At 58.5% G+C, this 25,510-nt stretch carries 24 protein-coding genes and 1 riboswitch; of the genes, 9 read left to right on the forward strand and 15 right to left on the reverse strand.

What is annotated here, in order from left to right; translation table 11 throughout:
• Window positions 1-9: 9 nt before the first annotated feature.
• The 5 genes from AB5Y82_RS14295 to AB5Y82_RS14315 all read right to left on the reverse strand — a co-directional run bounded on the left by AB5Y82_RS14295 (window position 10) and on the right by AB5Y82_RS14315 (window position 5,419).
• Window positions 10-1,038 (reverse strand): fimbrial protein, encoded by a 1,029-nt coding sequence (locus AB5Y82_RS14295; protein WP_159144405.1) that lies wholly within the window; start codon window positions 1,036-1,038, stop codon window positions 10-12.
• Between the two features lie 5 nt (window positions 1,039-1,043).
• Entirely contained in the window at window positions 1,044-1,775 is a 732-nt protein-coding gene (locus tag AB5Y82_RS14300) for a molecular chaperone (RefSeq protein ID WP_368174144.1), read from the reverse strand.
• Window positions 1,776-1,785: 10 nt separating this feature from the next.
• On the reverse strand, window positions 1,786-4,320 hold the full coding sequence (locus AB5Y82_RS14305) for a fimbria/pilus outer membrane usher protein (protein WP_368174145.1): 2,535 nt from the start codon (window positions 4,318-4,320) through the stop codon (window positions 1,786-1,788).
• Between the two features lie 67 nt (window positions 4,321-4,387).
• Window positions 4,388-4,777, reverse strand: coding sequence for a hypothetical protein (locus tag AB5Y82_RS14310; RefSeq protein ID WP_019445468.1), 390 nt, complete (start codon window positions 4,775-4,777; stop codon window positions 4,388-4,390).
• 99 nt (window positions 4,778-4,876) lie between these two features.
• A complete protein-coding gene (locus tag AB5Y82_RS14315; RefSeq protein ID WP_026034942.1) occupies window positions 4,877-5,419 on the reverse strand; it encodes a fimbrial protein in 543 nt (180 codons plus the stop codon).
• Window positions 5,420-6,229: 810 nt separating this feature from the next.
• Window positions 6,230-6,316: riboswitch (cyclic di-GMP riboswitch) on the forward strand.
• 91 nt (window positions 6,317-6,407) lie between these two features.
• Here AB5Y82_RS14315 and AB5Y82_RS14320 point away from each other — a divergent pair.
• The 3 genes from AB5Y82_RS14320 (at window position 6,408) to AB5Y82_RS14330 (ending at window position 11,088) form a co-directional block, all read left to right on the forward strand.
• The gene (locus AB5Y82_RS14320; protein WP_265773926.1) at window positions 6,408-6,725 is read left to right on the forward strand and encodes a fimbrial protein; all 318 of its coding nucleotides are present in this window, start codon (window positions 6,408-6,410) and stop codon (window positions 6,723-6,725) included.
• A gap of 471 nt (window positions 6,726-7,196) precedes the next feature.
• Entirely contained in the window at window positions 7,197-9,956 is a 2,760-nt protein-coding gene (locus AB5Y82_RS14325; RefSeq protein ID WP_368174146.1) for a collagenase, read from the forward strand.
• Window positions 9,957-10,143: 187 nt separating this feature from the next.
• Window positions 10,144-11,088: a vancomycin high temperature exclusion protein gene (locus AB5Y82_RS14330; protein WP_368174147.1), complete on the forward strand. Its 945-nt coding sequence runs from the start codon at window positions 10,144-10,146 to the stop codon at window positions 11,086-11,088.
• 84 nt (window positions 11,089-11,172) lie between these two features.
• On the opposite strand, the gene AB5Y82_RS14335 is transcribed toward AB5Y82_RS14330, so the two are convergent.
• The 3 genes from AB5Y82_RS14335 to AB5Y82_RS14345 form a co-directional block, all read right to left on the reverse strand.
• Entirely contained in the window at window positions 11,173-11,787 is a 615-nt protein-coding gene (locus AB5Y82_RS14335) for a superoxide dismutase (RefSeq protein ID WP_058059387.1), read from the reverse strand.
• 17 nt (window positions 11,788-11,804) lie between these two features.
• On the reverse strand, window positions 11,805-12,284 hold the full coding sequence (locus tag AB5Y82_RS14340; protein ID WP_227341878.1) for a tetratricopeptide repeat protein: 480 nt from the start codon (window positions 12,282-12,284) through the stop codon (window positions 11,805-11,807).
• Window positions 12,285-12,458: 174 nt separating this feature from the next.
• Entirely contained in the window at window positions 12,459-13,475 is a 1,017-nt protein-coding gene (locus tag AB5Y82_RS14345; protein ID WP_076493308.1) for a chemotaxis protein, read from the reverse strand.
• Between the two features lie 203 nt (window positions 13,476-13,678).
• Here AB5Y82_RS14345 and AB5Y82_RS14350 point away from each other — a divergent pair, with 203 nt between their 5' ends.
• Entirely contained in the window at window positions 13,679-14,398 is a 720-nt protein-coding gene (locus AB5Y82_RS14350) for an SDR family NAD(P)-dependent oxidoreductase (protein WP_368174148.1), read from the forward strand.
• Here the strand turns inward: AB5Y82_RS14350 and AB5Y82_RS14355 are convergent.
• Both AB5Y82_RS14355 and AB5Y82_RS14360 read right to left on the reverse strand, forming a co-directional pair.
• Window positions 14,385-16,451 carry a tRNA(Met) cytidine acetyltransferase TmcA gene (locus AB5Y82_RS14355; protein WP_368174149.1) on the reverse strand — a complete coding sequence of 689 codons (2,067 nt, stop codon included), beginning with the start codon at window positions 16,449-16,451 and terminating at the stop codon, window positions 14,385-14,387. The two genes, AB5Y82_RS14350 and AB5Y82_RS14355, sit on opposite strands and share 14 nt — an antisense overlap.
• The gene (locus AB5Y82_RS14360; RefSeq protein ID WP_005354958.1) at window positions 16,448-16,759 is read right to left on the reverse strand and encodes an HlyU family transcriptional regulator; all 312 of its coding nucleotides are present in this window, start codon (window positions 16,757-16,759) and stop codon (window positions 16,448-16,450) included. The genes AB5Y82_RS14355 and AB5Y82_RS14360 overlap by 4 nt, the downstream gene beginning before the upstream one ends.
• A 136-nt stretch (window positions 16,760-16,895) precedes the next feature.
• On the opposite strand from AB5Y82_RS14360, the gene AB5Y82_RS14365 reads away from it, so the two are divergent.
• From AB5Y82_RS14365 to AB5Y82_RS14375, 3 genes are all read left to right on the forward strand, one after another.
• Window positions 16,896-17,102: a bacterioferritin-associated ferredoxin gene (locus AB5Y82_RS14365; RefSeq protein ID WP_111901511.1), complete on the forward strand. Its 207-nt coding sequence runs from the start codon at window positions 16,896-16,898 to the stop codon at window positions 17,100-17,102.
• A gap of 144 nt (window positions 17,103-17,246) precedes the next feature.
• On the forward strand, window positions 17,247-17,723 hold the full coding sequence (gene bfr, locus AB5Y82_RS14370; protein ID WP_005354959.1) for a bacterioferritin: 477 nt from the start codon (window positions 17,247-17,249) through the stop codon (window positions 17,721-17,723).
• A gap of 171 nt (window positions 17,724-17,894) precedes the next feature.
• A complete protein-coding gene (locus AB5Y82_RS14375) occupies window positions 17,895-18,353 on the forward strand; it encodes a methylglyoxal synthase (protein ID WP_033115561.1) in 459 nt (152 codons plus the stop codon).
• Between the two features lie 89 nt (window positions 18,354-18,442).
• Here the strand turns inward: AB5Y82_RS14375 and AB5Y82_RS14380 are convergent, their stop codons facing one another.
• Both AB5Y82_RS14380 and AB5Y82_RS14385 read right to left on the reverse strand, forming a co-directional pair.
• Entirely contained in the window at window positions 18,443-19,594 is a 1,152-nt protein-coding gene (locus AB5Y82_RS14380) for an iron-containing alcohol dehydrogenase (protein ID WP_368174150.1), read from the reverse strand.
• 143 nt (window positions 19,595-19,737) lie between these two features.
• A complete protein-coding gene (locus AB5Y82_RS14385; protein ID WP_064341599.1) occupies window positions 19,738-20,193 on the reverse strand; it encodes a hypothetical protein in 456 nt (151 codons plus the stop codon).
• Between the two features lie 473 nt (window positions 20,194-20,666).
• On the opposite strand from AB5Y82_RS14385, the gene AB5Y82_RS14390 reads away from it, so the two are divergent.
• Window positions 20,667-22,139: a C69 family dipeptidase gene (locus AB5Y82_RS14390; protein WP_368174151.1), complete on the forward strand. Its 1,473-nt coding sequence runs from the start codon at window positions 20,667-20,669 to the stop codon at window positions 22,137-22,139.
• Window positions 22,140-22,199: 60 nt separating this feature from the next.
• On the opposite strand, the gene AB5Y82_RS14395 is transcribed toward AB5Y82_RS14390, so the two are convergent.
• From AB5Y82_RS14395 to AB5Y82_RS14405, 3 genes are read right to left on the reverse strand one after another with little or no spacing between them, the layout of a single operon-like run.
• The gene (locus AB5Y82_RS14395; protein ID WP_159144414.1) at window positions 22,200-22,946 is read right to left on the reverse strand and encodes an SDR family oxidoreductase; all 747 of its coding nucleotides are present in this window, start codon (window positions 22,944-22,946) and stop codon (window positions 22,200-22,202) included.
• A gap of 57 nt (window positions 22,947-23,003) precedes the next feature.
• A complete protein-coding gene (locus tag AB5Y82_RS14400) occupies window positions 23,004-23,249 on the reverse strand; it encodes a DUF3624 family protein (RefSeq protein ID WP_040067114.1) in 246 nt (81 codons plus the stop codon).
• A 31-nt stretch (window positions 23,250-23,280) separates the two neighbouring features.
• Window positions 23,281-23,802, reverse strand: coding sequence for a GNAT family N-acetyltransferase (locus tag AB5Y82_RS14405; protein WP_159144415.1), 522 nt, complete (start codon window positions 23,800-23,802; stop codon window positions 23,281-23,283).
• Window positions 23,803-23,988: 186 nt separating this feature from the next.
• Here AB5Y82_RS14405 and AB5Y82_RS14410 point away from each other — a divergent pair, with 186 nt between their 5' ends.
• A complete protein-coding gene (locus AB5Y82_RS14410; RefSeq protein WP_159144416.1) occupies window positions 23,989-25,428 on the forward strand; it encodes a RimK family protein in 1,440 nt (479 codons plus the stop codon).
• Window positions 25,429-25,510 lie beyond the last annotated feature (82 nt).

Raw genomic sequence — 25,510 nt, forward strand, 5'->3', positions numbered from 1 at the left:
TACAAATCCTCACTGGAACTCGGCAACGATGGTGGCAGTCGCATAGAAATCGCCCGCCGGAATATCTGCACCTGCTGGGGTTACCGGTGCCGCGATAAAGCCCCAGTCACCGATATTTCCCTGCATGGAAACCGGATAGAAGGTATTCAATTTCAGCTGAGAACCATCCAGCTGTTTGAATTTTATCCCTAAATCGGAAATAACATTTCCACCTTGATAGCCATCCCGAGTTGTCCGCAGATAGTCTTGACTGAAAGAGGTTGGTTTTCCAGAAATACCAAGATTGATCTTCAAAGCATCCCCTTCGAAAACACCACCACGGCATTGAAATGTCAGAGGAACCGTCTTTTCAAAGTTATTTCCATCCAATCCTGATCCTGGCAAATCACCAAACTCTACTTCAATAGTCTGCCCACCATTAATCACACACTCTTCAGGAACATATAATATTGCAGATGTAATCGTAATTCGAGACATTGGCAAATTATTAAAATCTGTAGTGGTAGACCCCAAACGGCCATACATTTCTACCACTTGACGATCTGAAATTTGCACACCATTAATTATTTGTTTTCTCACGCGAAAAGTTACCTTTCCACGACTACCGCTTTCGAAATTATTTATTCTTGTCTCTTTCCCTTTAGTACAAGAGTAATTTGGGTAATCGTTACTTTCATTCGGAAATGGGGCTGTAACAAATTTTTTCTTCCAACCGGCTATCCAAATTTCGACTTTCATATCCAAAAAGTCATTTAGTTTTACAAAACCATCACCAGCTTGAGGCAAGCCATCCGTCATTGTTGCTTTATAGTACACTGGAGATTGCGGAATGCTTCTATCTGGGCAGGTAACGATACCTGAGTATTGCCCTCCCAAATTCCACTCAAATGCCTTGGTAGTAAAACCAGGTCTGTTTTGAATGTCAGCCTTGTCCAACGATATATAGTAATCATGGGTTGGGTTAGGCGTCACATAGCCATTTGCCAATGCCGTTCCTGCCAACAGCATAAGACTTGAACAGAAGATGGAACGTAGCATAGGCCTTACTCGCTCTTCACGGCTTTACAGGCATTGCCTGCACACTGGTATTTGATGTCCATATATCCGCCGTAGTCATTGACGTAGCTGATCACAAATTCATTTCCCAGTGTTTCCGGAATGGTGACCGTCTGCTCTGACTTGGGGGCAACCATAAAGGCAGAGAAACCCTTGATGGTGATCCGCTCCTTGCCCTGTGGATGACCTAGGCCCACGTAGGTGATGTAGTAAGGGGTCGGATTGTTGACCTTGAGGGCCTTGCCCTGTTTGCTGATCAGCACCTGATCCTGCCAGATGGCACCGCGCTCGGGCAGGATCGCCTCGGGGCGGTAGAACAGCTTGATCTTGGACTGCACGGCAATCTGCATCACGTTACTCTTCTCGCTCTTGGGCGGGATCTCGCGCAAGTTGAAGTAGTAGATGGACTCGCGATCCTTGGGCAGGCTATCGATGGCCGGCACGCTGGCAATGCGCACGATGGACTTCTGGTTGGCATCCACCCGCTGTACCGGCGGCAGCACCACGAAGGGAGAAGAGATCTTTTGGCCCTGGGCATCTTCAATCCAGGCCTGCGCCAAGTAGGGCAGCTTCTGGTTCTCGTTCTTGATGTTGAGGCTGATGGACTTGGCGCCGCCCGGATAAACGGCACGAGTACGATCCAGCACAATGGCGGCACTGACGTTGAGTGAGGTCATGCCAAGCGCAGCCAGACAGATATAAGAGAGCAGCTTTTTCATCGGTATCCCATTACTTGCAAGTGAGAGTCTTCATCGACAGATCGGTTACTTGTTGCGGTGCCACTATCTTGCACTGGCGGGCCCCGCCCCAGGAGAGTTCAAACGCTTCATTCGGTTTCACCCCGGTCAGATAGACCAGGCCATCTTCATCCACCACCGAGAGCACACGGCCGGAATCCTTGACGACGGTGGCACCAAACGGCGGCACTGAGCCATCGGGTAGTCTGACACTGGCCAGCAGCTTGAACCCTTCGGCAATTTCGAAGGCATTATACCCAATTGCGCCCTCGGTCAGGGTCCCCTGCTTGATGGCGTTCATCGCATCGATGTCGTCGCTCAGCTGATCCACATCGACCCGGGTATCGCTCTTGCGATAGTCGGTCATGTCGCTGATCACCGCGACGCCAAAGCGGTTGGTCACGGCGCGGCCATTGTTGAAAGAGACGCCGGAGGTATTGTCGGTATCCACCATCATGCGGGTACCGCCACGACGTGTCGCCTGGTGCAGGGCTGCACCGTGCTGGGTCGCCGTCAGACCACCACGCAGGCTGGCACCAACCGAGGTGTATTCGCTCTGCACGCTGTAGGCATTGAGGCTGACCGCACCGATGTCGCTGTTGTGGTTATAGTAACCCCGCGCCACGGCGTGGCCGTTGCTCTGCACACCCGCCCCCAACTGATAGGTATCATCCGGTCGACTGTAGTCCTGATAGGTGGCCAGGTGAGTCACCTTGCCGTTGGAGGACTGTACGCTGTATCCCGCGCTCTTTCTGTCCCCTATTGGCACGCTGAGGGTCAACATGACGCTCTTGTCATCTTCGTAGTTCTCGGTCTTGGTCTTGTAGGCCGACACATAGACGGAGACATCCTTGAAGCTGCCGATGTTCACGTTCTTGTTGATAGTGAGGCCGTAGCGATCCTCTGCCTCGTGATCCCAGTAGGTTCTGTGGGTGTAGTCCAGATAAACCGTCAGCGCCTTGGCTGCATCCTCCGCCCAGAAGGTCTTGTTGGCGGTAATGGTGTAGAGCTCCTTGTCACCCCAGGTATTGTAATCATCGCTCGAGGTCGTAGTGTTGTTCTCCAACCGATCCTTGTTATTGAGGAACTGCGACATGGTCATGAAGTCATGTTGGGAGAAGCGATAACCCGCGAAGGTGATCGAGCTGTTGTATTCATCAAACTGCTTGGCGTAGTTCACCCGTACCGACTGGCCAATCTTGGTCGACAGGCCCGGCAACTTGGCGATGGACTGGGTCAGGTCGGCAGAAACAGCACCGAAGGCATAGAGATCACGACCAATACCCAATCCCATGGAGTTGTATTCACCCGCAATCAGGCTGCCGCCGTATAGTGACCAGGAGTTCGCCACCCCCCAGGAGAAATCACCGGTCACAAAGGCAGGGCCGTGCACATCGTGCACCGAATCCGTCTGTTCGGAAGGTGCACCAACCGCCAGGTTGTATCGGACATAGCCAGGGCGTGTCAGGTAAGGAACAGTTGCCGTGTCTACCTGGAACGAATTGACACTGCCATCTTGCTCCTCTACCCGCACATCAAGGCGGCCGCGCACCGAGCTGTCCAGCCCCTGGATGCGAAACGGGCCCGCCGGCACGTTGGTTTCATAGATGATCCGGCCGGACTGGGAGATGGTGACCTTGGCGTTGGTCTTGGCAATACCGCTCACTTCCGGCGCATAACCCTGCAGACTAGGCGGCAGCATGCGCTCGTCATTGGCCAGGTTGACGCCGGTATAGCGGAACCCATCGATTAACTGGGAATTGAGCTGCTGCTCACCCACTGTCAGCTTGGCGGCCATGTTCGGCAGCGGACGATAGGCATAGATACGGTTCAGCTCGGTCGACGTCCGCTCATTATCACCCCAGTAAGAGCTGGCCTGATAGTCACCCCGCAGACGCCAGGCGCCGTAGTTGAACCCCAGCGTACCATAGCTGCTGATGTTGTGATTGGAGTAACCATCGCCTTCGTTGACCTGGGCATTGATGTTGTAATCCAGCATCATCCCCGGGATCCCTTCATCCCATTGCTCGGGCGGAATCCAGTTGGGATCGCTGTACTTCATCCACGCCTGAGGGATGGCAATGCGCAGCAAGCCGTTACCGATATCGTTCGAGATCACTACGCCGTCCAGCGCCAGCAGGTTGGCACACTGGCCATCGTGCCAAGTATCGATCTTGGCGATGGCCTCGTCGGTCAGCGCCAGCTTGGGGATCACGTCTTGCGGCAGGCAGGCTACCCCACCCTTTCCCTTGCCAGTATCGCTCTCGTAGAAAGGGATTTTCTGCAGGGGCAGCTTGTTCTTGTTGACCTCGATCTCGAGGTAGTAGTCGCCGGGCAGGATGTAGCCTTCGTCGGCAAACTGGGAGAGGTCGATCTTGGTCCGCTCATCCAGATCGAGCGCATCAATATTAAACTCCGTTTCTGCCCATGCGTGATTTGCCACCGCCATCAGGCCGGGCACGCATAGCATAAAAGCCATTTTTGAATAATGTTTTTTTCTCACAGAGTCTGATGTTGAAACGCTCATATTTTCACTCTAGGAATTGCATAAAGGTCTCACGTAATGAGGTATCTACACTAAGCAATTGGTTTGCTTACATATAATTGAGTTCTAACAGCGTCGTACTGTCCGGAAAAAACAGCTGACTGCTGATGAGCCCCAAATTGAATTCCAGATCACTGTTGACGATATCCGAGACAATAAAGCGCTCACCGGATACCTTGTGATATTGGCCGTTATTGAGAATGCCCAGCTCATCGCTCATGGCACCACGCACGGACATGGAAATAAAAGGCAGTGATGCCACCGTCGCCCCGTCAACCTGACAACCGCTGATTTTCAACGTACCCGGTTGCTGAGCCTGCAGCGGAATGCTGCGCAGCACCTTCAGCGTACAGCCCGATTCGGCTAGTCCATCCGTGAGTTCGTTGGCGTGGACTGATCCCGCCATCATCACCAGCTGCAGCACCATGGCCGCCATCATTGAAGTTTTCATGATTAGGGTTCGATGTGAGGAAACAGAATGTGTGAAGTTGTGGTGGCTCGCACCACCACAACCCTTGTCACACGTTAAGGCACTCTATTACTCGTAGGAGAGAGTAAAGTTGGTCACTGCAGTGAAAGCACCGGCTTTCAGCGGGTTGGTGTCTTGTTTTGCATAGCCTTTCAGCACGGCGCTGAACGGCAGTTCGTTATCACCATTAACCAGGGTAAAGGCTGAAGTCGGAGTACCCAGCACGATCGGAGCACCACCCGGAGCGGTCATCTTGATACCGGCACCAGCGGCGTCACCACCACCGATCACCAGCAGGCTGGAATCTACCGGGTCTTTGGCACCGCTGAAAGTCACCTTGACAGCATCTTCGGCGTCGGAGATTTCACAGTTCAGCAGCTTGATGCTGAACGGCTTGGAGTTGGACTCACCACCGTTGGCCAGCTCTTTGGTGCTGATCTGGCCCATTTCAACTACCTGGTCAACAGACTCAGGGGCTACAGAGCAAGGAGCGTTGATGATTTCACCGTTAAAAGTGACTTTACCGGAACCGGCACCACCAGCAGCAAAAGCGGAGCCGCACAGCAGCATGGAACCAACACCCATAGCAACCAGAATCTTATTAGCTTTCATTCGTTTATACCTACATTAACGTGTGTTGTACTGCATCACTCCAATCATGCTGGAGTCACGATATTAAGTGATGCCGCGATATACTGCACAGCAACTGTTGGCGCTCGTCTCTCATTAAGCCGATGAGAAGTCATGCCAATAATAAACTGTGCCTCTTCAGGTTTATTTAAATAAGCAAAAGCAGCACACCGCATCAGGGGTAGTTCCCGCTACACCTCAACTGCACAACTACATACGTCCTTGTCGTCTGTGCAGAAAGCCGCATTCCGCTTTTGCTTGACGAACAAATTAACGACTCGTTTGATGCACATCAAATACATTTTGATTTGTATAAATTTTTTTATAAACACATAAAAAACAATGAGTTAAGGCAACAGCAAAACATAAAGCGAGATCATGAAATAAATAAAGTTCATATAAAGGACATCTATTGTAATATTGTCAGACTATGAATTTAAAGTCGCACACAAAACTCCAACAAAAATACAACAAAGATACAACAAAGATAACCTATCTATTTTTGACAATAGTTATCAACCACTTCATGAATAACCCCCTAAAGAGGTAATCAGGTAATCAAGTAATCAAGTAATCAAGTCATTGGCAGCCCACACATAAATATACATCTACTACATTACATATTAATCATAGATATGACGCGCTAATATAGAGGCTTGTTCGCAATATTCACAGGCAAGATTTGAGATAAAAAATAAATATACGTTATTAATTATGCAGACTAACTGTGATCCATCTCTCATGATTTTTAAGCCGATTGATTTCTCAAAGTGGAGTGTTATCATCTAGACATAGAGTAAAGGGCAAACCGATCGAAAGGTCGGGACGCAAAGCCACCGGTCTAAGGGTTTTGATACCTAAGACAGCGGAGCTGCCATCTGAGAAGAGTGATGTTATTGCCGATTTATGGCATTACTCTTTGATTGCGTTGCCCTTTTCGTACAACACCTGTGACGAAAAGGACATAGATATGAAAGCTCAACACACCGCCTCCCGTTTAGTTCGCAAGACAGTTTTCTCTGTATGCACCTCCTTGCTGCTTGGTACCGCTTTGTTGCCATCCACAGCTTCTGCGGCTGATGGCTCAGTGACGTTTACTGGCACTATCTATGAATCTCCATGTGATTTTTCTGACAGCAGCGTGACCTGCTATTCAGGCATGAACAAGCAAACCATGCCTTTGGCTCACTTGCAGCACGCCGGTCAAATCAGCTCAATTAGCAGCACTATCAGCTACAAAGTGACCAATGCCAGCAACATGGCGATCGTGACTGTCAGCTATCTCTGATGACTCATCTGTAGTGACGCTGAAATTGGCGCGAAACAGATGAGCAGGTGGTGTTGAAAGCAACTCTTATCAGGTCGCCTGTGCTACCCATACAGGCGGCCAATATCTTTTCATCCCGCCTCCTCACGAACAAATAGCTGGCTTTGCTGATTGAGTCACCAGTCATCATCCGCCCAGATAATGTGGCTTAAGCCATAGGGACATCTCGCTTTTCCTGGTCATTTGCTGCATGTCTCGTGTTGATTAAATGAGATCTGACACGCACTTTACACAACTAACAACCTCTTCAATAAAGTCTCGTGTGAGCCCTCACTACGGCAGCAGGAGTTCAAAAACAGCAAGCATATAAATCAACGCTATACCATTGATTTATATGTTATTTAAAAAAATCATTGATATTCTTTTGAGTCTCTGTAAATTGCCTTGCGATTACTCGCAAGACAATACACAAACAAGAACAAAGGGATAAAAATGAACCGTTCAGGTACCGGGTGGCTGCTGCTGGCAGGCCCCCTACTTTTGGCTACATCCTCGGCGCAAGCCAACTACTCCCCCAATGACTGGCGACAGTATCAGCTGACTGGCGAATCGAGCCGGCAACTGGCCGCTCGCATCACCGAGATCACCTACGAGCTCAAGGCGCGCAGCAGCAATGCTCCTTACCAGCAGCTTAGGGTCTACCGTCGCTTCGACTGGCAGAGCAGCGATCTCGCTGCACTAGCCGAACAGCAGTGTGGCGAGCCGCAGCTCAAGGTAGATGCGGGCTGGCAGATCCGCTTCGTGCGCTGTGAAGCTCGGATTCCGGCGGGCAAGCTCATTCCCGCCAGCAGTTATGACTTTGGTTATGGCCTCAAGCAGGGTCGCTGGGAGCAGCTGGCGGGCACGCCGACCGCCCAGCGGCAGGATCGCCTGCCGCTGCCGCAAGCCATCATTCTGGGTCAGAGCGAAAGGGAGCTGGATCGTTGCGAGCTCAACGCGCAGGGCCGCTGCGCCGAGTCGGAGTGGCACTATCAGCCGCAGGATTGGCAGCAGTTGCAGGTACTTGAAGAGACCCCGAGTGAACGGGATGGCCGGTTGGAGCAGATCTTCTTCCGCCTGCAGCCGGTGGCAGGCAGTCAGGCTGCTGCTCAGGTCAGCGAGATCCACGTCTGGCGCCGCTATCAGTGGCAGCTGGATCAGCTCACGCCTCAGCAGGAGTGTGATGAGCCGCAGGAGCGCAAGGAGGGGAGCAACACCATCCGCTATCGCATCTGTCGTCAGGTGATCCCCGCTGGCAGCGAGGTTCAGGTAACGTTGCAAGATAGCGGCTACCAATTCCCGGTCGCTGGCGGCGAGTGGCAGCCCCTGCCAGAGAGCAAAGCGTGGCAGGAGAGTCGGGTGCTCAATCGCCCCATCGTGCTGGCCAGCAAGGAGGAGCAGCTGGAGTGCCGCCGTGCCAATGGTCGTCTCTGCTCCGAGCCCGAGCAGCCCGATGTGGATCTGCTCGACAGCGATGCTGCCAAACTGGTGGCCGACGTGAGTGGCCAGAACAGTCCTGCCTGGCAGGCGGATTACGGCCACGATGACGCCAAGCTGATGGCGGTGGTGCGCGGCATGCGTGCTCTGCTGGCGGCCAACCAGCCGACCCATCCGGCAATGGACAAGCTGCTCTACTATGTGCGCGCCCACAACTACCACGGCGGCGTTGGCAAAGAGAGTGATCAGGCCGCCCGGGCTCTGGCCGGGGTGATGATTGATCTGCTCAACCACCCATTGCTGCTGGGTGCTGAACCGCAGGATCAGGCTGGCACAGTGCTGGAAGCCTGGAGCGTAGCGGCGCAGGGACAACTTGGCCAAGCCGCCTTCCGCCAGAGTGCCGCCCCCATGCTGGCCCAGCTCAACCAGGCGCTCGGCTATGCGGTGCAACATGCGGCGCAGCTCAATGGCCACAAACCCTGGGCCGATGGCCTGTTCGAGCTGCTCAATCTGGTCGATCAGAGCGCCTCTTACGGTCAGCAGGCTGACTTCAGCGCAGCTGTGCTGCAACAGGAGGCGGCATTGCGCCAGAGCCTGCTGCAACTGGGCCTGAGCGAGCTGGCCCTCTGGAAACAGCGCGATGGCTCACGGGATCTGTTTATCTTCAACAACATCCTCGATGCCCACAGCCGCCTCTACCAGATGATGCGCTACCTCCATCACACCAGCCCGGATAAGGCGATCGCCTATCGCCAACAGCTGGATCGCGATGTCATCGCCATCATGCGCCAGCAGGGGCTGATCCCGGGTGGCCAACATCCGGCCGCCATGCTGGAAGAGGTATCCCTGACCCTCTCCAGCTACTACCTCACCTACACGGATCGCACCAGCGAAGCCTGTGTCAGTGGCGAGTTCGCCGGGCTTTGTACCCCGATCCGCATGGAAGATATTCTGCCGTTCGAGCACACCTGCTCGCCAACCCTGCGTCTGCGCGCTCAGGATCTGACCCAGGCTCAGGCCGAAGGGATCTGCCGCGAGCTGGGTGATGAAGAGCAGCGCTTCCACCAGCAGATGGAGACAGGCTGGCAACCGGTGGCCGATGATCACAACGAGGCGCTGGAGCTGGTGATCTTCAACTCCTCCGCCGACTGGGGCCGCTACGGCAGCGCGCTGTTTGGCGTATCCACCGACAATGGCGGCATCTATATCGAGGGGGATCCGGCTCGCCCCGGCAATCAGGCCCGCTTCTTCGCCTATGAGGCGGAGTGGAAACGCCCCGCCTTCCAGGTGTGGAACCTGCGCCACGAGTACGTTCACTATCTCGACGGCCGCTTCAACCAGTACGGCAGCTTCGGCCACTATCCGCTCAACCGCACTACCTGGTGGGCCGAGGGGATTGCAGAGTACATCGCCCACGGCCAGTGCTTTGCCCGGGGTCTGGATAACGTGGCAAACCGCCCCGCCAACCAGCGCCCGACACTGGCGGCTATCCTCCACCTTGACTACGAGCAGGGTGGCGAGATGGTCTACTCCTGGTCCTATACCGTGCACCGCTTCCTTAACGATACCGGTCGCGGCGCCAGCTGGCTGGCGCTGGCACAGGCGCTGCGCAATCCGGATCGACAGCAGGCGATGAGCGACTTCGAAGGGGAGCTGGACCGCCTGATCGCCAACGACAGCGACGCCTATCAGGCGTGGCTCGCCCGGGATCTGCTGCCCTGGTGGCAAGCAAACAAGGAGTCAGACGCCTGCAAGGGCAATGACTCCGCCCACTGATAAACCTTCACCGACCAGAGGGGCTGCCACCGCAGCCCCTCGCTTTATCCTCCCGCTCTCCCGGCCTCTGCTGCGACAACCTCTGCCCGAATGAGGTGCCCGCCCGTTATCAAGCCTGACGCCAGCGGCCGAGTTGTAATAGAATGCCGATAGCCACTCCCAACTTCAGACCCTGACCGCACCGCGCATGAAGAAGTTTGCCAAGATCCTCCTCGCCTGCCTCGTTTTGCTGCTGGCCCTGATTGCCATGCTGCTGGGCTACAGCGAGTGGATCGTCTCGGATGCCCGTCACTACACCTACGATCAGGTAGACAAGGTGCCCTACAACCGGGTTGCGGTGGTGCTGGGGACCTCCAAATATCTCTCCGGTGGCGGCCCCAACCACTACTTCAAATACCGTATCAAGGCGGCGGCCGAGCTCTACAACAATGCCAAGGTGGACTTCATCATCGTCTCCGGTGACAACGCCACCGTGCAGTACAACGAGCCACGCCAGATGCGCCGCGCCCTGATCAAGGCGGGCATCCCCGCCTCCGCCATCTATATGGATTTCGCCGGATTCCGCACCCTCGACTCAGTGGTTCGTGCCAAGGAGGTGTTCGGCCAGGAGCGCTTTACCGTGGTCTCCCAGGGCTTTCATAACGAGCGGGCCATTTTCATCGCCCGCCATTTCGGTATCGATGCGGTCGGCTTCAATGCCGAGGATCCCAGCGCCTATCAGGGGATCCGCACCCGGGTGCGGGAAGTCTTTGCCCGCCTGATGGGGCTGCTCGACCTCTATGTGCTGGACAAGGGGCCCAAGTTCCTCGGGGCACCGGTCCCCATCGGTCTGCCTGTGCCTTGCCAATCACTGAGTACCATCGGCAGCCTGCAACCCTGCCTAAAGCAGCCCAAATCGGCGGTGGATGAGGCCAAGCCAGCGGCAGTTTCTGCCGCGGTTGCCACCGAGTCGGCTACTCCATCTGCCTCGGCCGCGACAGCACAACTCAACCCTGCTGTATCCGCTGCGGCAACGACTGAGCCGGTCACTCCCGCCAAACCCGTGGCACAAACCACCGCCGAGACGCCCAGCGCGGCCTTGCCCACATTGCCGGTGGCTTCAGCCGCCAGCGCCAGCACAGCCGCACCATAAACAGACGACCCGCCAACTGGCGGGTCTTGTTATTACAGCGCAGGTTGTGGCGGTGAGCCTGCACACCCATTCCCAGCGACCAAGTCAGCCTCGCGCCGCCTGATAGCGGCGGGCCACTTCGGCCCAATCCACCACCTGATAGAAGGCTGCGATATAGTCAGGACGCTTGTTCTGGTACTTGAGATAGTAGGCGTGCTCCCACACATCCAGCCCCAGGATTGGGGTATGTCCATGCATCAGGGGACTATCCTGATTGGCACTGCTCTCCACCTGCAATCTTCCCGCCTTGTCCACCACCAGCCAGGCCCAGCCGCTGCCAAAGCGGCTCAGGGCAGCCTGAGTGAAAGCCTGCTTGAAGGCATCAAATCCCCCCAATTCCCGCTCGATGGCCAGAGCCAGCTCACCACCCGGCTCACCGCCCCCCTGCGGGCTCATCACCAGCCAGAACAGGGAGTGGTTGGCATGGCCGCCGCCATGGTTGCGGACCGCCCCCTGCAAGGTGGCAGGCAGAGTATCGAAGCGGCGCAGCAGAGCCTCTACCGGCATTGCGGCCAGCTCTGGCGCCCCTTCCAGCGCGGCGTTGAGGTTGTTGATATAGGTCTGGTGATGACGGCTGTGGTGGATCTCCATGGTCAGTGCATCGATATGGGGTTCCAGTGCGTCGTAGGCATAGTTCAGGGCTGGCAGGGTATGGCTCATGATGACCTCTGTTCGGATTAATGGAGCCGGGATGAGGGCTCGCTCTGACACAGGCAGTGACCGAGCGAACGCATGATTCCGGCGTGGCTGCCGTGGCGCTGTACGAACGTCAGCAACTCGGCACGGGTTGTGCGGGTATGGCGCAAAGCCGCCTCTCGCAGGCGAGAGGAGCAAGCGGGGGAGTGACAGGTCGCCAGCAGGCAGTCGTGCACATAGCAGAGCAGGTCGGCGGCGCGATCGGACAGAGTCATGGCCACCAGCAGATCCGCCAGATTGTGGTGAGCCACAACCAGCGCAGCCACCGCCTCATCGGCGTCATGCCACTGCACCAATTGCTGACGAGCCAGCCAGAGCGCCTGCTGATAATGGGCCAACGCCTGATGATACTCGCCGCAGTCAAACAGCCGGTTACCCTCTCGAGTCTGCTGTTTCCAGTGACTCATGCTGCTGCCACCTTCGGTCGACTCGACCCACCCCTTCACCCAGGTTGCTGTCATATGCTTCACACCAACAAATGATAATAATTATCATTACATGAATCATATCCGGGAGACAAGGGGCGTCGGGATCGCAGCAAACAGCCAAAACAGCGCGGCCACTCCTTGGCAAGGAGTGGCCGCTTGAGGCACCGGTCAGTGAATTCGACCGGCTAATTGGAAGTTAACGGCAGGTCAGATGTTGTTGGCTGGCGAAGGCGGGGCAATTCCCAGCAGCATATGATCCATCATCCCCACCATTCGCCCAATCTCGGGTTTGGTGATGGTATCGTTCGCCCCCAGTTGCAGCGCCTTCTGGCGGTTGTCGTCACTCATCAGCGAGGAGAACATCACGATGGGCATCTCCTTGTAGGAGGGGGTATCCCGCAGCCGTTTGAGCAGGTGCATGCCATCCATGCGCGGCATCTCCACATCGGTGATCACCGCATTGACGAAGCCGGTCACCGGCATTCTCTCCTCCTGGGCCAGACGATCGAAATCCGTCATCATCTCCAGCCCCTCGCCCCCATCCTTGGCCGTGATCACGTTGTAGCCAGCGGTGCGCAGGGTGGTCTCGATCATCTTGCGGATAAAGGCCGAGTCATCCACCACCAGAATGGTTTTGCCCTGGCGCAGCGCCATCATGCGATCGTCGATGAGCACCTTGCGATCCTGAGTGACATCGTACTTCTCCATGCTGAGCTCGGGGTTGATATCGGCGATGATCTTCTCGAAATCGAGGATCATGATGAGGTTGCCATCGCGCCTGACCACGGCCACCACGCAGTCGTTCTCCCCCGCTTCCAGAAACTGGCTGGGGGACTCCACATCCTCCCAGGAGACCCGATGGATCCTGCTGACACTGTCGATCAGAAAGCCGTTGGCCATCTTGTTGAAATCGGTGACGATCACCACCTTGTGGCTGGGGTCAGGGTTGGTTTTGATGCCGAGCCACCCCGCCAGATCCACCAGCGGAATGAGGCGATCCCGCAGGGAGAATACCCCCACCATATGGCGCTGGGCATTGGGGTAATCAGTGGTCTCCGGCACCCGGATCACCTCGCGTACCTTGGCGACGTTGATCCCGTAATAAGCGGTTTTTTCACGGCCGTCCGGTAGCTGCTTCTTGAGGTGAAACTCGATGATCTCAAGCTCGTTGGTGCCGCTCTCGGTCAGAATGGATTTACGCTCTTCCCCGTCTTTAGCCATCATGGTGACTCTCATGCTCTGGTTGCGCAGGCAGCACTCCGCTGCGGTTTTCCCTCAGTATAGGAATGGAATTCACCCAACGGCTCGGATCTCGGCAAGATTGCAGCGTTAACCGCCTGATCCCGCAGGCTGGCGGGATCGTACCTGCCAATCAGGACAACATTGACGGATGGTGAAATCCATCATGCACTCACAAGGAGCCTGAGATGAGTGAAGGTATCGTCGTGATTGGCGCTTCTGGCGGGATCGGGGCGGCGCTGGTAGCACATTGGTTGGCGGCTGGTGTCGGGCCAGTGATTGCCATCAGCCGTCAGCCCGCACCAGCAGGAGCCTCTTCGCCAGCCCTGCACTGGCTATGTTGTGATTACAGCGATGAGCAGATGGCAGCTGCGGTAGCCCGCATCGCGGAATTGGCACCGAGACCGCACAGGGTGGTGATCTGCAACGGCATCCTGCATCAGGGGGAAATTCAGCCGGAGAAGCGGCTCGAAGCACTCAATCTGGATGCCATGACCCGTCTCTACCAGACCAACGCCCTGCTGCCGCTGTGCTGGATCAGCCAGCTGTTACCGCTGTTTGGCCGCGAGCCTTGCACTCTGGCCGTTCTCAGTGCCCGGGTCGGCAGCATTGGCGACAACCGAGCAGGCGGCTGGTATGGCTATCGCGCATCCAAGGCCGCCCTCAACATGCTGCTCAAGTGTGCCGCCATCGAGCTGGCCCGGCGGGCCCCCGGCGTCAAATTGCTAGCCTTCCATCCCGGCACAGTGGATACCCAACTCTCTCGCCCGTTTCACGCCAATGTACCGCCAGGAAATGTGCAGAGTCCCGAGCTGGTAGCCGACCATCTGATTAACCTGATGAACCGGCTGCAACCGGATGGCGAGCTGAGCTTTCTCGACTGGCAGGGCAAACCTATCGAGTGGTAGAGGAACTCAAGAGACGCGTCAGCAGCGCCCGCAACCTCTTGATCACGGCGGGCTTGCCCGCCAGTTGCAACATCGCAGCCAGTCTTCCCCAGTCGGCATATTGCCAGATGGTGGCGATCAGCAGATAACGCTCATCCGGGGTGAGCTCGGCCAACCGGACCAGATTGCCCGCCAGCCACAACTGCAGGCTCGACTGGCTCAGTTCGAACGGCTTGTGATGCAGGGCAAAGCACTCAACCTCATCGCGCTCGTACGCGCCAAGCTCCGGCGCGGTGACGGTGCTGCCTTGCAGGCATTGCCATACCAACTCGGGATCCAATCCTTTCAGCTCGCCTGCCAGCAGGGTCGGCAACTGGCGAATGAAACGCTGCTGCCACTGATCCAACTCGGGCTCATGTTCGGGTTTCAGCGCCTTTAGCAGCAGGGCTGCGTGGCAGCCGCTGGCGGCATCCCGTTGCAGACCAATGCGCAGCACCGTCAGTCCTGCCTTGCGCCAGAAGGGGAGCAGGGCGGCGCTGGCCGAAAAGGCAGAACCGAGGTAATCGATCCCCACCTGACGATAATGCACTTCAAGCCTGCCAAGCAACAGCGAACCCAGTCCGTGCCGGTGCAGCTTGGGATGGATGGCGATACGCATCACCCGGGCGTAGCTGCGCCCCCCCGCCGTTTTGAAACCGGCGTGGGCCAGCAGCGACTGGGGCAGCAGATGGCCGCGCGGACGGCGGCGACCGGCCCAGATCGCCTCGGCCAGCTCGGGCTCTATCTCCCCTTCCCGCGCCACCAGCGCCACTCCCAGCAGGCTCGCATCCTGCTCCAGCAGATGGATGTCGAGATCCGGACTCTCAAGCAGGGACCTGAGATCGCTCGGCGTAGTCTGGTAGTGAGCCAGCACCAACAGGCCGAACAGCTGGTTGAGCAACTCCTCGTCGCTCGCCAGCGCCTCTTGACTGACCAGACGCCAGCTCGGGCTGGTCGGCGGCAAGGGAGTTGCCACTTCGGCATTGAGGCCGAGCAGACGGAAAATCAGCGGCTCCAGCGGATCACGCTCACTCCAGCGAATGGGTTCAGAGAGGCGGATCTCCTGCCACTCCGGGGTCTGGCTATCGAGCACCCGTTTGAAGCGCAGGTGAAAACCGCGCCCCGTCCCCTCGTAACCGTGCTCGGTAGTGGCAAACACGATGCGACTGTGGCGGGCCAGTATGGCCTCGAGCAGCGGGGTCGGAATGGCGGCCGCTTCATCCACCAGCAGCAGATCGGGATTAATCGCCTCGTGCACCAGCCGATCCGGCGAACAGTAGCTCAGCCCGGTCAGCTGTTCCGGCGTAGAATCTAGCCCGCAAGCGGCGTGGGCAAACAGGGTCGCCACCGTTGCCTGCGAGGGTGCCGTAACAACTATGTTCAGCCGGGGCTGCTGGCGCAGCAGCTCGGCGGCAGCCAGGCCCAGCAGCGCACTCTTGCCACGACCGCGGTCGGCACTCAGCACCAGCGGCCGGCGGCGATGACCGTGCAACACCTTGTGGATAGCAGGTAGTGCCTGTTCCTGATCGCAGCTCAGTCTGCGTTCGGGCCCAAGCGGTTGCCACGGCTGCGAGCAAACCGGCGGCTCCAGAGAGAGGGCTGGATCACCTTCCAGCAACCGCACCAGTCGGGCGATAAAGCCGTGGCCGGCCCGGCTCGCCTCTTCCGGCTGGGCCACCAGCCGGATCCGGTCAGGATCCGGCCATGCAGGCCACTCTACTCTTGGCGGCGTCAGCAGCAACAGCAAGCCACCGGCGCATAGAGTGCCTGCCAGCGCCCCGAAGGCATCGGGGTGAAAGCCGCTGAATGCATTGAATACCAGCGTGTCGCACTCCTGACCGAGCCGCTGCAGCGCCTTGGCAGCGGGTTGAGGGGCATAGCACTCGGGCCCGGCACCCAGCCAGAAGACGGTCTCGCCGAGCAGGGATTGGGCGCGGGCAATGCACTCAGCCTCCTCCCCCTCCAGCCAGATCAGGCGCCGCTCACCGGCGCGGGCCAGCGCCTCGCGCAGCAGGGTGACCTCTTGCAATGTCATGAAGCTTGGCTGTCAGCCGGTTTGCGGGGCTCGAACATGCGATCTCCCATCTGATCGATAAAGGTGTGGGCCTTCTGCACCATGAAACGCTCGGCATCGGCCGGATTGGCAAACAGATCGGAGCGGATGAAACGGTGGGTTTGCAGCACGCCGTCCAGCTCCTTGGTGATACGCCCTGCCAATCGGTACTGACCCCCTTCCGCCATGGGCTCCGGATAGATGAGATAGCCGGCATATTCGGTGGGAGTGACTTCCGGCGCCTTGGTCGGCTCGCCCCCGAACAGGGCACTGAACAGTTTCTTGAGCATGGTGATCTCCTCTGGTTGCCAGCATTGTCCCCAAGGGGTTGCACAGTGGCAAGCAGGGGATCTTATTACCAATGGTTATTTGCACTACGAACCATTCTCATTTAGATTTCATCTCATTCCACAAGAGGTGACCATCATGTACGTCTGTTTGTGCCGCGGCATCACAGATACCCAGATCCGCAAAGCGGTGCAGTCAGGTAAAAGCGAATTCCGCCAGCTCAAGCAGTCGCTCGAGGTGGGCGCCCAATGTGGCAAGTGCGTGCGCATGACCATGGAGATCATCGCCGCCGAGCTCGACAAGCTGGAGCAGGAGCAACCCGTGCTCTACTACGAAGTGGCGTGATCCGGACACCTCTTTTCTGATGCGACCCGCCAACAGGGTCACCCCTTTTCTCAGGCGAGCTGGCTCGCCAGACCTCTTGTTGTCACTTTTCTGGACTAAGCTCTAACGATCGGAGCCTCAGGCACGAACCAAGGAGCACTGTCGATGAAAGGAGATCCCAAGATCATTGCCCACCTCAACAAGGTGCTGGCCAATGAGCTGATTGCCATCAACCAATACTTCCTGCACGCCCGCATCTACGATGACTGGGGCCTCAAGGCGCTCGGGCACAAGGAGTATCACGAGTCTATCGATGAGATGAAACACGCCGATGAACTGGTCAAGCGCGTGCTGTTTCTCGAAGGGCTGCCCAATTTGCAGGATCTGGGCAAGCTGCGCATCGGCGAGACCGTCGAAGAGATGTTGCGCTGCGACCTCTCGCTGGAGATGGATGCCATCCCCGACCTCAAGGTAGCCATCGCCTACGCCGAGTCGGTGCAGGACTACATCAGCCGCGACCTGTTCCAGGAGATCCTGGAGGATGAGGAGGAGCACGTGGACTGGCTGGAGACCCAGCTCGATCTTATCGATCGCATCGGGCTGGAGAACTACCAGCAGTCGCAACTGCATCACGGCTCCTGAGCCAGCAGGCCAGCAAGCAAAGAGACCCGCCAGCGCGGGTCTCTTCATTTGAGCAGCCATGACCCGAAAACTTTTCGACAGGATCACAGTTAATACGCCCGACACAGCATCTGTCATGGCTTTCGATTAGGATACGACTCTCTTCCAATAACAATGCTACGGACGATTTCCATGGAACAGATTGCACGCGAGATGGCGCCCCACAAACGGGTGGCACTGGTCGCTCACGACAACATGAAAACCCCTCTGCTGAACTGGGTCATGCGCCGCAAGGAGGAGCTCAAGCTCCACCACCTCTATGCCACCGGCACCACCGGCACCATGCTCGGCAAAAAGGCCGAGCTGCCCATCACCTGCCTCTTCTCCGGCCCCATGGGTGGCGACCAGCAGCTTGGCGCCCTGATTGCCGAAGGGAAGATCGATGTGCTGATCTTCTTTTGGGATCCCCTCAATGCGGTGCCGCACGACCCGGATGTGAAGGCGCTGCTGCGACTTGCTGCGGTGTGGAACATCCCGGTTGCCACCAACGAAGCGACCGCCGACTTCATCATGGACAGCCCCCATATGCGACAGGCGTTCAGCGTGCAGATCCCGGACTACGCCGGCTACCTCAAGGCGCGTACCGAGTGATCGGCTAACCCGTCATGCAAGAGGGCCGCAACAAGCGGCCCTCTTTAATTGGGAAAATGCATCAGCCAGGGAAACAAATCGACGCTGGCTTATAGCGCCCGGGCGAGAATGCGCGCCACCCGATCCGGGTCGATATCCTGCTGCTCACCGAGCGCGGTGCGCCCCACCCGCTTAAGGTTGGAGCAGACCGCCGGAATGCAACTTTCGCTGAGGCCATAGTCGGCCAGCCGGGTACCCAGTCCCATCTTCTGGAAGAACTGCTCGGTGCGGATAATCGCCTCTTCGATGCGCAGGGCCTTGTCCTCGCGGGTCGAATGCCACACCCGCTCGGCAAACTGGGCCAGCTTGTCCTGCTTCTGGCTCGCCCGCTCACGGAGCAGTGAGGGGAGCACCACCGCCAAGCTCTGGCCGTGATCCAGCCCATAGAGCGCCGTCAACTGATGGCCAATAGCGTGAGAGGCCCAATCCTGCGGCACCCCGCAACCGATAAGCCCGTTGAGCGCCAGACTGGCGGCCCACATCAGATTGGCCCGTACCTGATAGTTGGTCGGCTCCGCCAGCGCCCTGGGGCCGTTCTCCACCAGCACCTGCAGCAAACCTTCCGCCAGCCGATCCTGTACCTCGCCTCCCACTGGAAAGGTGAGGTACTGCTCGGCAATATGGACGAAGGCATCCACCACTCCATTGCCGGTCTGGCGCGGCGGCAGGCTGTAGGTGGTGGTCGGGTCGAGCACCGCAAACTGCGGCTGCACCAGCGAGCTTCTGAAGGAGATCTTCACATCCCCCCGGCTCACCACCGAGGTGGGATTGCTCTCGGAGCCGGTCGCCGGCAGGGTCAGCACACAGCCCATCGGCAGCGCCTTGTGCACGCTCGCCTGTTTACCGCAGATATCCCAGGGATCATCCCCCTCATAGCAGGCGGCCGCCGCAACAAACTTGGTGCCATCGACTACCGAGCCACCGCCGACCGCCAGCAGGAAGTCGATGCGCTCGCGCTTCACCAGCGCCACCGCCTCCATCAACAGCTCGAATCTGGGGTTGGCGCCGATGCCGGAAAACTCCTGCCACGTCACCCCTTCCAGCGCCCGGGTCAGCTGCTCATAGACGCCGTTTTGCTTGATGCTGCCACCGCCGTAGAGCACCAGCAGCCGGCTGCCGGGCGGGATCAGTTCGGGCAGGCTGGCGATCTGCCCCTCGCCGAAACAGATGCGGGTCGGATTGGCATATTGGAAGTTGTACACGGCGGACTCCTCGACTGGCTCAATGCGCGGACATTGTGCGCCTGTGGGGAGGTGAGGTCAAAAGAGGTGGCAGAAGCTTGCCCATCGGCGGTCGACACTGGCCCATCGGTGCCGACCGGGTATCTCACACAACAGTGACGGGATCAGGCGGTTTTGGCCTTATCTGTGGATGAGCTCTTCTTGCCGGTCAGGCGATCCATCGCCTCCTTGAGCATCGCCTCTCGCTGCTCGTTGAGCGGCTTGCTCTGCTCCGCCCGCTCTTCCGGCGTCAGCTTCTTGTTATCGGCGATGGTCTTGAGCTTCTCTTCGATCTCGTTGAACTTCTTGCGATCGAAGCCCAGCGCCTTGTCCACCAGCTGCTGCACCACGCCCCCCTTGTCGGAGCTCATATCCAGCGCCGGTGGCAACTTGTTGTTCTTGGCCAGATGTTCGTAGGTCAGCACCTGCTGGGCCTGGCCGGTCATGCGCTGGGTGGAGAGGCTGACCATCTCCTCCCAGCCACCACCCTGACCGCCGCTACTGGCACTGTTGAGGGTAGCGAGGGCGCGGTTGTTGGATGCGCTCTGGGCAAGCTGCTGGCTGTAGGGTTTGATATCCATGGGGGCTCCAATTCGGTGCGCATCTGCGGCAATGGGCACAGGCTGATCCGATCACATGGGGCGTCAGGCCCCACCATTATCAATTAAACCAGCAAGTTACAGGCCAACTTGTCAGATAGTGCGAGATCCAGAGATATGGCTTGTCTCACCACGTTCCCCACGCAAACTGGCGTCAGAATCATGACTCATCTGCTGCCAGCTCACGCTGTTTTGGCACATTTTGCCGTCCGCGCACCACGACGCCAGAGAAAAGTCAGGAACCGCAGCTCGATCACAAAATAAACAACCACTCAGGAATACAATTTTGGCGCACATCACAACCAGCCAGCCGTGTCATGGATGATCTGTTCGAAAAACCAATAACAGGCAGACCAATCTGCCGTGCTCGCTCCGCTGCCAGTTCGGAGTTGCAGCCTCCCCACACCTCATCCCCTCGTCTGACTCTCACTCACCGCAACCCTTCGGGTACACCTATGAAAAAACACACCTTGAGTCTTCTCTCCACCACCCTGCTCACCCTGCTTGGCACCAGTGCCGACGCCTGTACCGGCCTTATTGTCGGCAAGGGAGCCAGCTTGGACGGCAGCGTAATGATCGCCAGAAACGAGGATTTTGGCGTCAACAACTGGAACAAGTACCTCGCATTCCGGCCCGCGCAGCAGAACGAGGGCAAACTCTGGAAACTGGGCAACGGGCTGGAAGTGCCGATGCCCAAAGCATTTTTCGCCTACTCCGCCATCCACGACTGGGATGCAACCACCAGCGACCCGGCAGGCAAATATTATGAGGAGCGCGGCATCAACGAGTTCAACGTCGCCATCTCGGCCACCACCAGTGCCGAGGTCAACGACAAGGCCCAGAAAGCCGATCCGCTGCTCGAGAAAGGAGTGATTGAAGCCATCATCCCCACCCTGATCCTGCCGCAGGCCAAGACGGCCAAAGAGGGGGTCGAGCTGCTCGGCCGCTATGTGGAGCAATATGGTGCCGGTGAGGGCAACAGCCTCTATCTGGCGGATGTGAACGAAGCCTGGCTGATGGAAATTGGCTCCGGCCACCACTGGATCGCGGTGCGGGTGCCGGACGACAGCTACGCCATGGTGGCCAACGGCCTGCGCATTCACGGCGTCAATCTCGACAGCGCCGATGTGCTGCACTCGCCCAAGCTGCTGGAGTTCGTGCGCGAGCACAAACTGCTGGATAACGCCGACCCGAACGATTTCAACTTCGCCAAGGCGTTCGGGGTCATCGCCGACCCCTACAACGTGGATCGGGAGTGGCTCGGCCAGAACATGCTGACTGCCTCCCACAAACAGGCGACCCGGCAGGCGCAATATCCACTGTTTATGAAGCCGGATGCCCCCATCGCCGTGCCGGACGTGGCCAGGGTGCTGAGCGCCACCTATGACGGCACGCCGCTCGCGGGCAAGGCGGAGCGGCCAATCCGCGTCGATCGCCAGCTGGAATCCCACGTCATCCAGCTGCGCAAGGAGATGCCCAAAGAGCTGCAGGGGCTCATCTGGCAGAGCTATGGCGTGCTGGCCGAATCTGTGATGGTGCCGCTCTACAACACCCTGGAAAACTATCCCCTGCCCTATCGCACCGGCAGCGACAGCTACTCCGATGATTCCGCCTACTGGCAGTTCCGCAGCCTGACCGCGCTGGCCAACACCGATCCGGACAAATACCAGCCGCTGCTGCGAAACGTCTGGAGTAAGGAGAGCAGCAAGCTCTACAAGGAGGTGGCGCTGCTCGACAAGAGCCTCAAGCAGGCCTACGCCAGCGACAAGGCCACCGCCATCGGGCTGGCCGCCGACTACTCCTATGGCCAATTGGAGAAGACCTATCAGATGGCCAAAGACCTGCGCTACAAGCTGATGACGGATCTGACCAAGAGCAGCGAGAAGGAGTATTCGCCGGAGGAGTTCAAGAAGATCATGAGCCTATGAACGGCTCGCCAATGCAAAGAGGCTCCCACGGGAGCCTCTTTGTTTCAACCAATGCAGCGATCAGCGACGGCTGATATTGAGCGGGCCGAAGGTCTGGGCCACCGGCATGATCTCGATGCTGTTGATGTTGACGTGAGCCGGCTGCTGGCTCACCCAGAGCACGGTATTGGCGATGTCTTCCGGCTGGATAGCCTCCACCCCCTGATAGACGGAAGCCGCCTTGGCATCGTCACCGTGGAAGCGCACGTTGGAGAACTCGGTGCCGCCGCACAGGCCCGGTTCCACGTTGGTGACGCGGATGGCGGTGCCAGCCAGATCGGCGCGCAGGTTGAGGCTGAACTGCTTCACGAATGCCTTGGTGGCGCCGTAGACGTTGCCGCCCGGATAGGGGTAAGTGCCCGCGATGGAGCCGATATTGATGACGTGGCCGCGATTGCGCGCCACCATGCCCGGCAGCAGCAATCGGGTGAGCAGGGTCAGACCGCTGATGTTGGTGGCGATCATCTGCTCCCAATCTTCCAGATCCGCCTTGTGGGCCGGCTCCAGCCCCAGCGCCAGGCCGGCGTTGTTGACCAGCAGATCCACTTCACTCCACTCGGCTGGCAGAGCGGCGATGGCGGCGCGGGTAGCCGCCTTTTCCTGCACGTCGAATGCCAGCGGCAGAAACTGCTCGCCCAGCTCGTCGGCCAGCGCAGCCAGCCGTTCGGCACGGCGACCGGTACCGATCACCTTGTAGCCCGCCTGCACCAGCTGGCGGCTGATGGCTTTACCAAAACCGGACGAGGCGCCCGTTACCATTGCAATCATCTGAACCTCCATTATCTCAACCGATATTGTTATTTATGTTGTTGAAACCAATCTGATTTATTCATCGCTCAATTCACGTCCGGTCGCCTTGCGCCAGACAAATACCACCAGATGGAGCAGCAACAAGCCCGAGCCACCCAGCGCAAACAGCAGGCCGGTGAGGGCGTTAACCGAGGTATCGGCGCCGCACCACCACCAGACCAGCCAGCCACTCAGACCGATGACAAAGGTCTGGATGGCACAGACCGGGCAGCGCCCCAGCTTGGCTCTGATGGCGGTGGCAAGGCAGTTGTCGCAGCTCATCCTGCTCCTCGATTCTGCTCGTTCAACATGATCAGTTGGCCCGTGAAGACGGCTTGCGAGCCTGAGTGCGAGCCACTCTGCGCCGCTCACGCTCCTCGTCGCTCACCAGCGGCAGTACCAGCCGGTGCGCATGCTGGTCGCGGCCATAGTAGTCCGCCAGCCGCTGCTGGGGACGAAATCCCAATCCCTGATAGAGCGCCAGCGCCTCTTCGTTGGCATCCCCTACTTCGAGGCGAATCGCCCCCCATCCCGCGGCCTTGCCCTCGCAGATCACCTGCTCCAGCAGACGGCGGGCCCAGCCCAGACGACGCACCGTCCAGCGGATGGCCAGCGCCTGAATGACCAGCCGATCCCAGCCTCTGTGCTCCAGCAGGCAGAGATAGCCCATCAGCTGATGTTTCTCATCCAGCAGCAACAGGGTGCGCCCCTTGGCGTGGGCCAGCAGATAGTGCCAGCGGCTGCGGCCAAAGGCGACTTCGGGAGGAAAACAGTAGCGTTCCAGATTAACGATGGCGCCCAGATCATCGGTTCGGGCCGCACGTACGGTCAACACGGGGAGTCCTTGTTCGGTTATTTATCCTCAGCACCAAAAATGCGACTTGTATCACAAGTTACCAAGGCGTCATATTAGGCACTGTAACCTCTTGTTTCCCCTCGCGCCATTGTCGTGCTTGTCGGTGCATCGAAGCCCACTGGGGATCCTGCCTGTTCAGGCAGTCTGATCTGTGGAGCCGAAAATATGAGTACCTATGTCATCGTCGAAGAACTGGGCGACTGGCCTTGCCATGCCGATTATCTGCTGACCGCCCGCACCTATCTGCAACATGGCGTGCCGACCACCGGCGGTCGACCTCGCATCATCAACCTCTGTCGCAATCTGGAGCACCTGAGCGCAGGCTACTACTGCTCGCTGCTGGCCCAGGCCCGCGGCCACCACTGCCTGCCGGGTCTGCAGGCCATCAGCCGACTGCAACCCCAGCAGCCACCGGCCAAGCTGTGGCGCAAGGCGCAGGGGTGGCTGGCCCAGCAGAGCGAGGATCGGATCCGGGTGCGCGCCATCTTCGGCCAGTGTGAACAGAGCGAGCTGGCGGGGCTGGCCCGATACTACTATGGCCTCAGCCAGTTGCCGCTGCAGGAGCTGACCCTCAAGCGCGGTCGCCACGGCTGGTCGGTGCGCCAGCAGCAGAGCCTGTCACCGCTGGCGCTGAGCCCAAGCGAGAAAGAGTTGATGCTGCACCACGCCCAGGCGCTGGTGGGGGCCGGCGACGAGGAGCAGGCAGCGCCGCTCTACCAGCTCGCCATTCTGGTCGACCCCGATGATGGCCGTGCCAGCAGTGATGGGCTGGCGCTGGAGCGCTTTATCCGGGCTGCCGCCGCCCAAGGCATCCGGGCCGAGATCCTGCCACCGTCGGCCATCGAGCGGCTGCCGGAGTTCGACACCCTCTGGCTGCGTGCCGAAACCGCAGTCGGCCACTACACCTTCGAATTTGCCCACCGTGCCGAGCAGCTCAAGATGCCGGTGATCGATAGCTCCCGCGCCATCCTCGCCTGCAGCAACAAACTCTATCTCTACGAGCTGATGGTGCGCAGCGGCGTGCCCATGCCGCCAACCATGGTGGTGACCCGTCGCGGCCGCCACCACGTTGACGAGCTGGTGCAGCGGCTCGGCCTGCCGCTGATGGTGAAGGTACCCGACGGGGCGCAGGGGCGCGATCTCGCCATGGCCAGCGATGAGCAGCAGCTGGCCCGCCTGCTGGACGAGGGGCTGGGCCGCTCCGCCCTGCTGCTGGTGCAGAGCCGGATCCCCGCCGAGTTTGACTGGCGCATCGGCTTTCTCGACGGCTCGCCGCTGTTCGCCTGCCGCCGCTACCGGCCCGAACCCGGCAACCGCATTCGCCGCCGCAAGCATCCCCTCGACATGAGCCGCATCGAGGCGCTGCCGCTCAACGAGGTGCCGGAGCGGGTACTGCAGACCGCCCGCCGTGCCGTGCATCAACTCGGTAATGGCCTCTACGGGCTCGATTTGCGCCAGCAAGGGCGTGACTGCGTGCTGCTGGAGATCGTCGACAACCCCTGGATCCGCGGCGATATCGAAGACAAGGAGGCGCAGGATCTCTACGAGCGACTGGCCCGCGCCTTCCGCCAGCGGCTGGAAAACCGGGGCCAGAGCACCGCATAACCCCGCCATGACTTTGTCGCCCACAATGACAGAGAGGGCCCCACGATGGGGCCCTCTCTCATATCAAAGCGTGCTGTGGCTG

This window comes from Aeromonas sp. s13, from assembly GCF_040907905.1.
Lineage (GTDB): Bacteria > Pseudomonadota > Gammaproteobacteria > Enterobacterales > Aeromonadaceae > Aeromonas > Aeromonas veronii.

Coding starts and splice junctions, on each gene's coding strand:
- AB5Y82_RS14300 (WP_368174144.1), bottom strand. CDS start 1,775: ATGAAAAAGCTGCTCTCTTATATCTGTCTGGCTGCGCTTGGCATGACC.
- AB5Y82_RS14345 (WP_076493308.1), bottom strand. CDS start 13,475: ATGATGGCTAAAGACGGGGAAGAGCGTAAATCCATTCTGACCGAGAGC.
- AB5Y82_RS14340 (WP_227341878.1), bottom strand. CDS start 12,284: ATGACAGCAACCTGGGTGAAGGGGTGGGTCGAGTCGACCGAAGGTGGC.
- AB5Y82_RS14390 (WP_368174151.1), top strand. CDS start 20,667: ATGAAAAAACACACCTTGAGTCTTCTCTCCACCACCCTGCTCACCCTG.
- bfr (WP_005354959.1), top strand. CDS start 17,247: ATGAAAGGAGATCCCAAGATCATTGCCCACCTCAACAAGGTGCTGGCC.
- AB5Y82_RS14315 (WP_026034942.1), bottom strand. CDS start 5,419: ATGAAAGCTAATAAGATTCTGGTTGCTATGGGTGTTGGTTCCATGCTG.
- AB5Y82_RS14320 (WP_265773926.1), top strand. CDS start 6,408: ATGAAAGCTCAACACACCGCCTCCCGTTTAGTTCGCAAGACAGTTTTC.
- AB5Y82_RS14395 (WP_159144414.1), bottom strand. CDS start 22,946: ATGATTGCAATGGTAACGGGCGCCTCGTCCGGTTTTGGTAAAGCCATC.
- AB5Y82_RS14295 (WP_159144405.1), bottom strand. CDS start 1,038: ATGCTACGTTCCATCTTCTGTTCAAGTCTTATGCTGTTGGCAGGAACG.
- AB5Y82_RS14330 (WP_368174147.1), top strand. CDS start 10,144: ATGAAGAAGTTTGCCAAGATCCTCCTCGCCTGCCTCGTTTTGCTGCTG.
- AB5Y82_RS14335 (WP_058059387.1), bottom strand. CDS start 11,787: ATGAGCCATACCCTGCCAGCCCTGAACTATGCCTACGACGCACTGGAA.
- AB5Y82_RS14310 (WP_019445468.1), bottom strand. CDS start 4,777: ATGATGGCGGCCATGGTGCTGCAGCTGGTGATGATGGCGGGATCAGTC.
- AB5Y82_RS14325 (WP_368174146.1), top strand. CDS start 7,197: ATGAACCGTTCAGGTACCGGGTGGCTGCTGCTGGCAGGCCCCCTACTT.
- AB5Y82_RS14410 (WP_159144416.1), top strand. CDS start 23,989: ATGAGTACCTATGTCATCGTCGAAGAACTGGGCGACTGGCCTTGCCAT.
- AB5Y82_RS14385 (WP_064341599.1), bottom strand. CDS start 20,193: ATGGATATCAAACCCTACAGCCAGCAGCTTGCCCAGAGCGCATCCAAC.
- AB5Y82_RS14305 (WP_368174145.1), bottom strand. CDS start 4,320: ATGAGCGTTTCAACATCAGACTCTGTGAGAAAAAAACATTATTCAAAA.
- AB5Y82_RS14400 (WP_040067114.1), bottom strand. CDS start 23,249: ATGAGCTGCGACAACTGCCTTGCCACCGCCATCAGAGCCAAGCTGGGG.
- AB5Y82_RS14365 (WP_111901511.1), top strand. CDS start 16,896: ATGTACGTCTGTTTGTGCCGCGGCATCACAGATACCCAGATCCGCAAA.
- AB5Y82_RS14375 (WP_033115561.1), top strand. CDS start 17,895: ATGGAACAGATTGCACGCGAGATGGCGCCCCACAAACGGGTGGCACTG.
- AB5Y82_RS14360 (WP_005354958.1), bottom strand. CDS start 16,759: ATGCTCAAGAAACTGTTCAGTGCCCTGTTCGGGGGCGAGCCGACCAAG.
- AB5Y82_RS14355 (WP_368174149.1), bottom strand. CDS start 16,451: ATGACATTGCAAGAGGTCACCCTGCTGCGCGAGGCGCTGGCCCGCGCC.
- AB5Y82_RS14350 (WP_368174148.1), top strand. CDS start 13,679: ATGAGTGAAGGTATCGTCGTGATTGGCGCTTCTGGCGGGATCGGGGCG.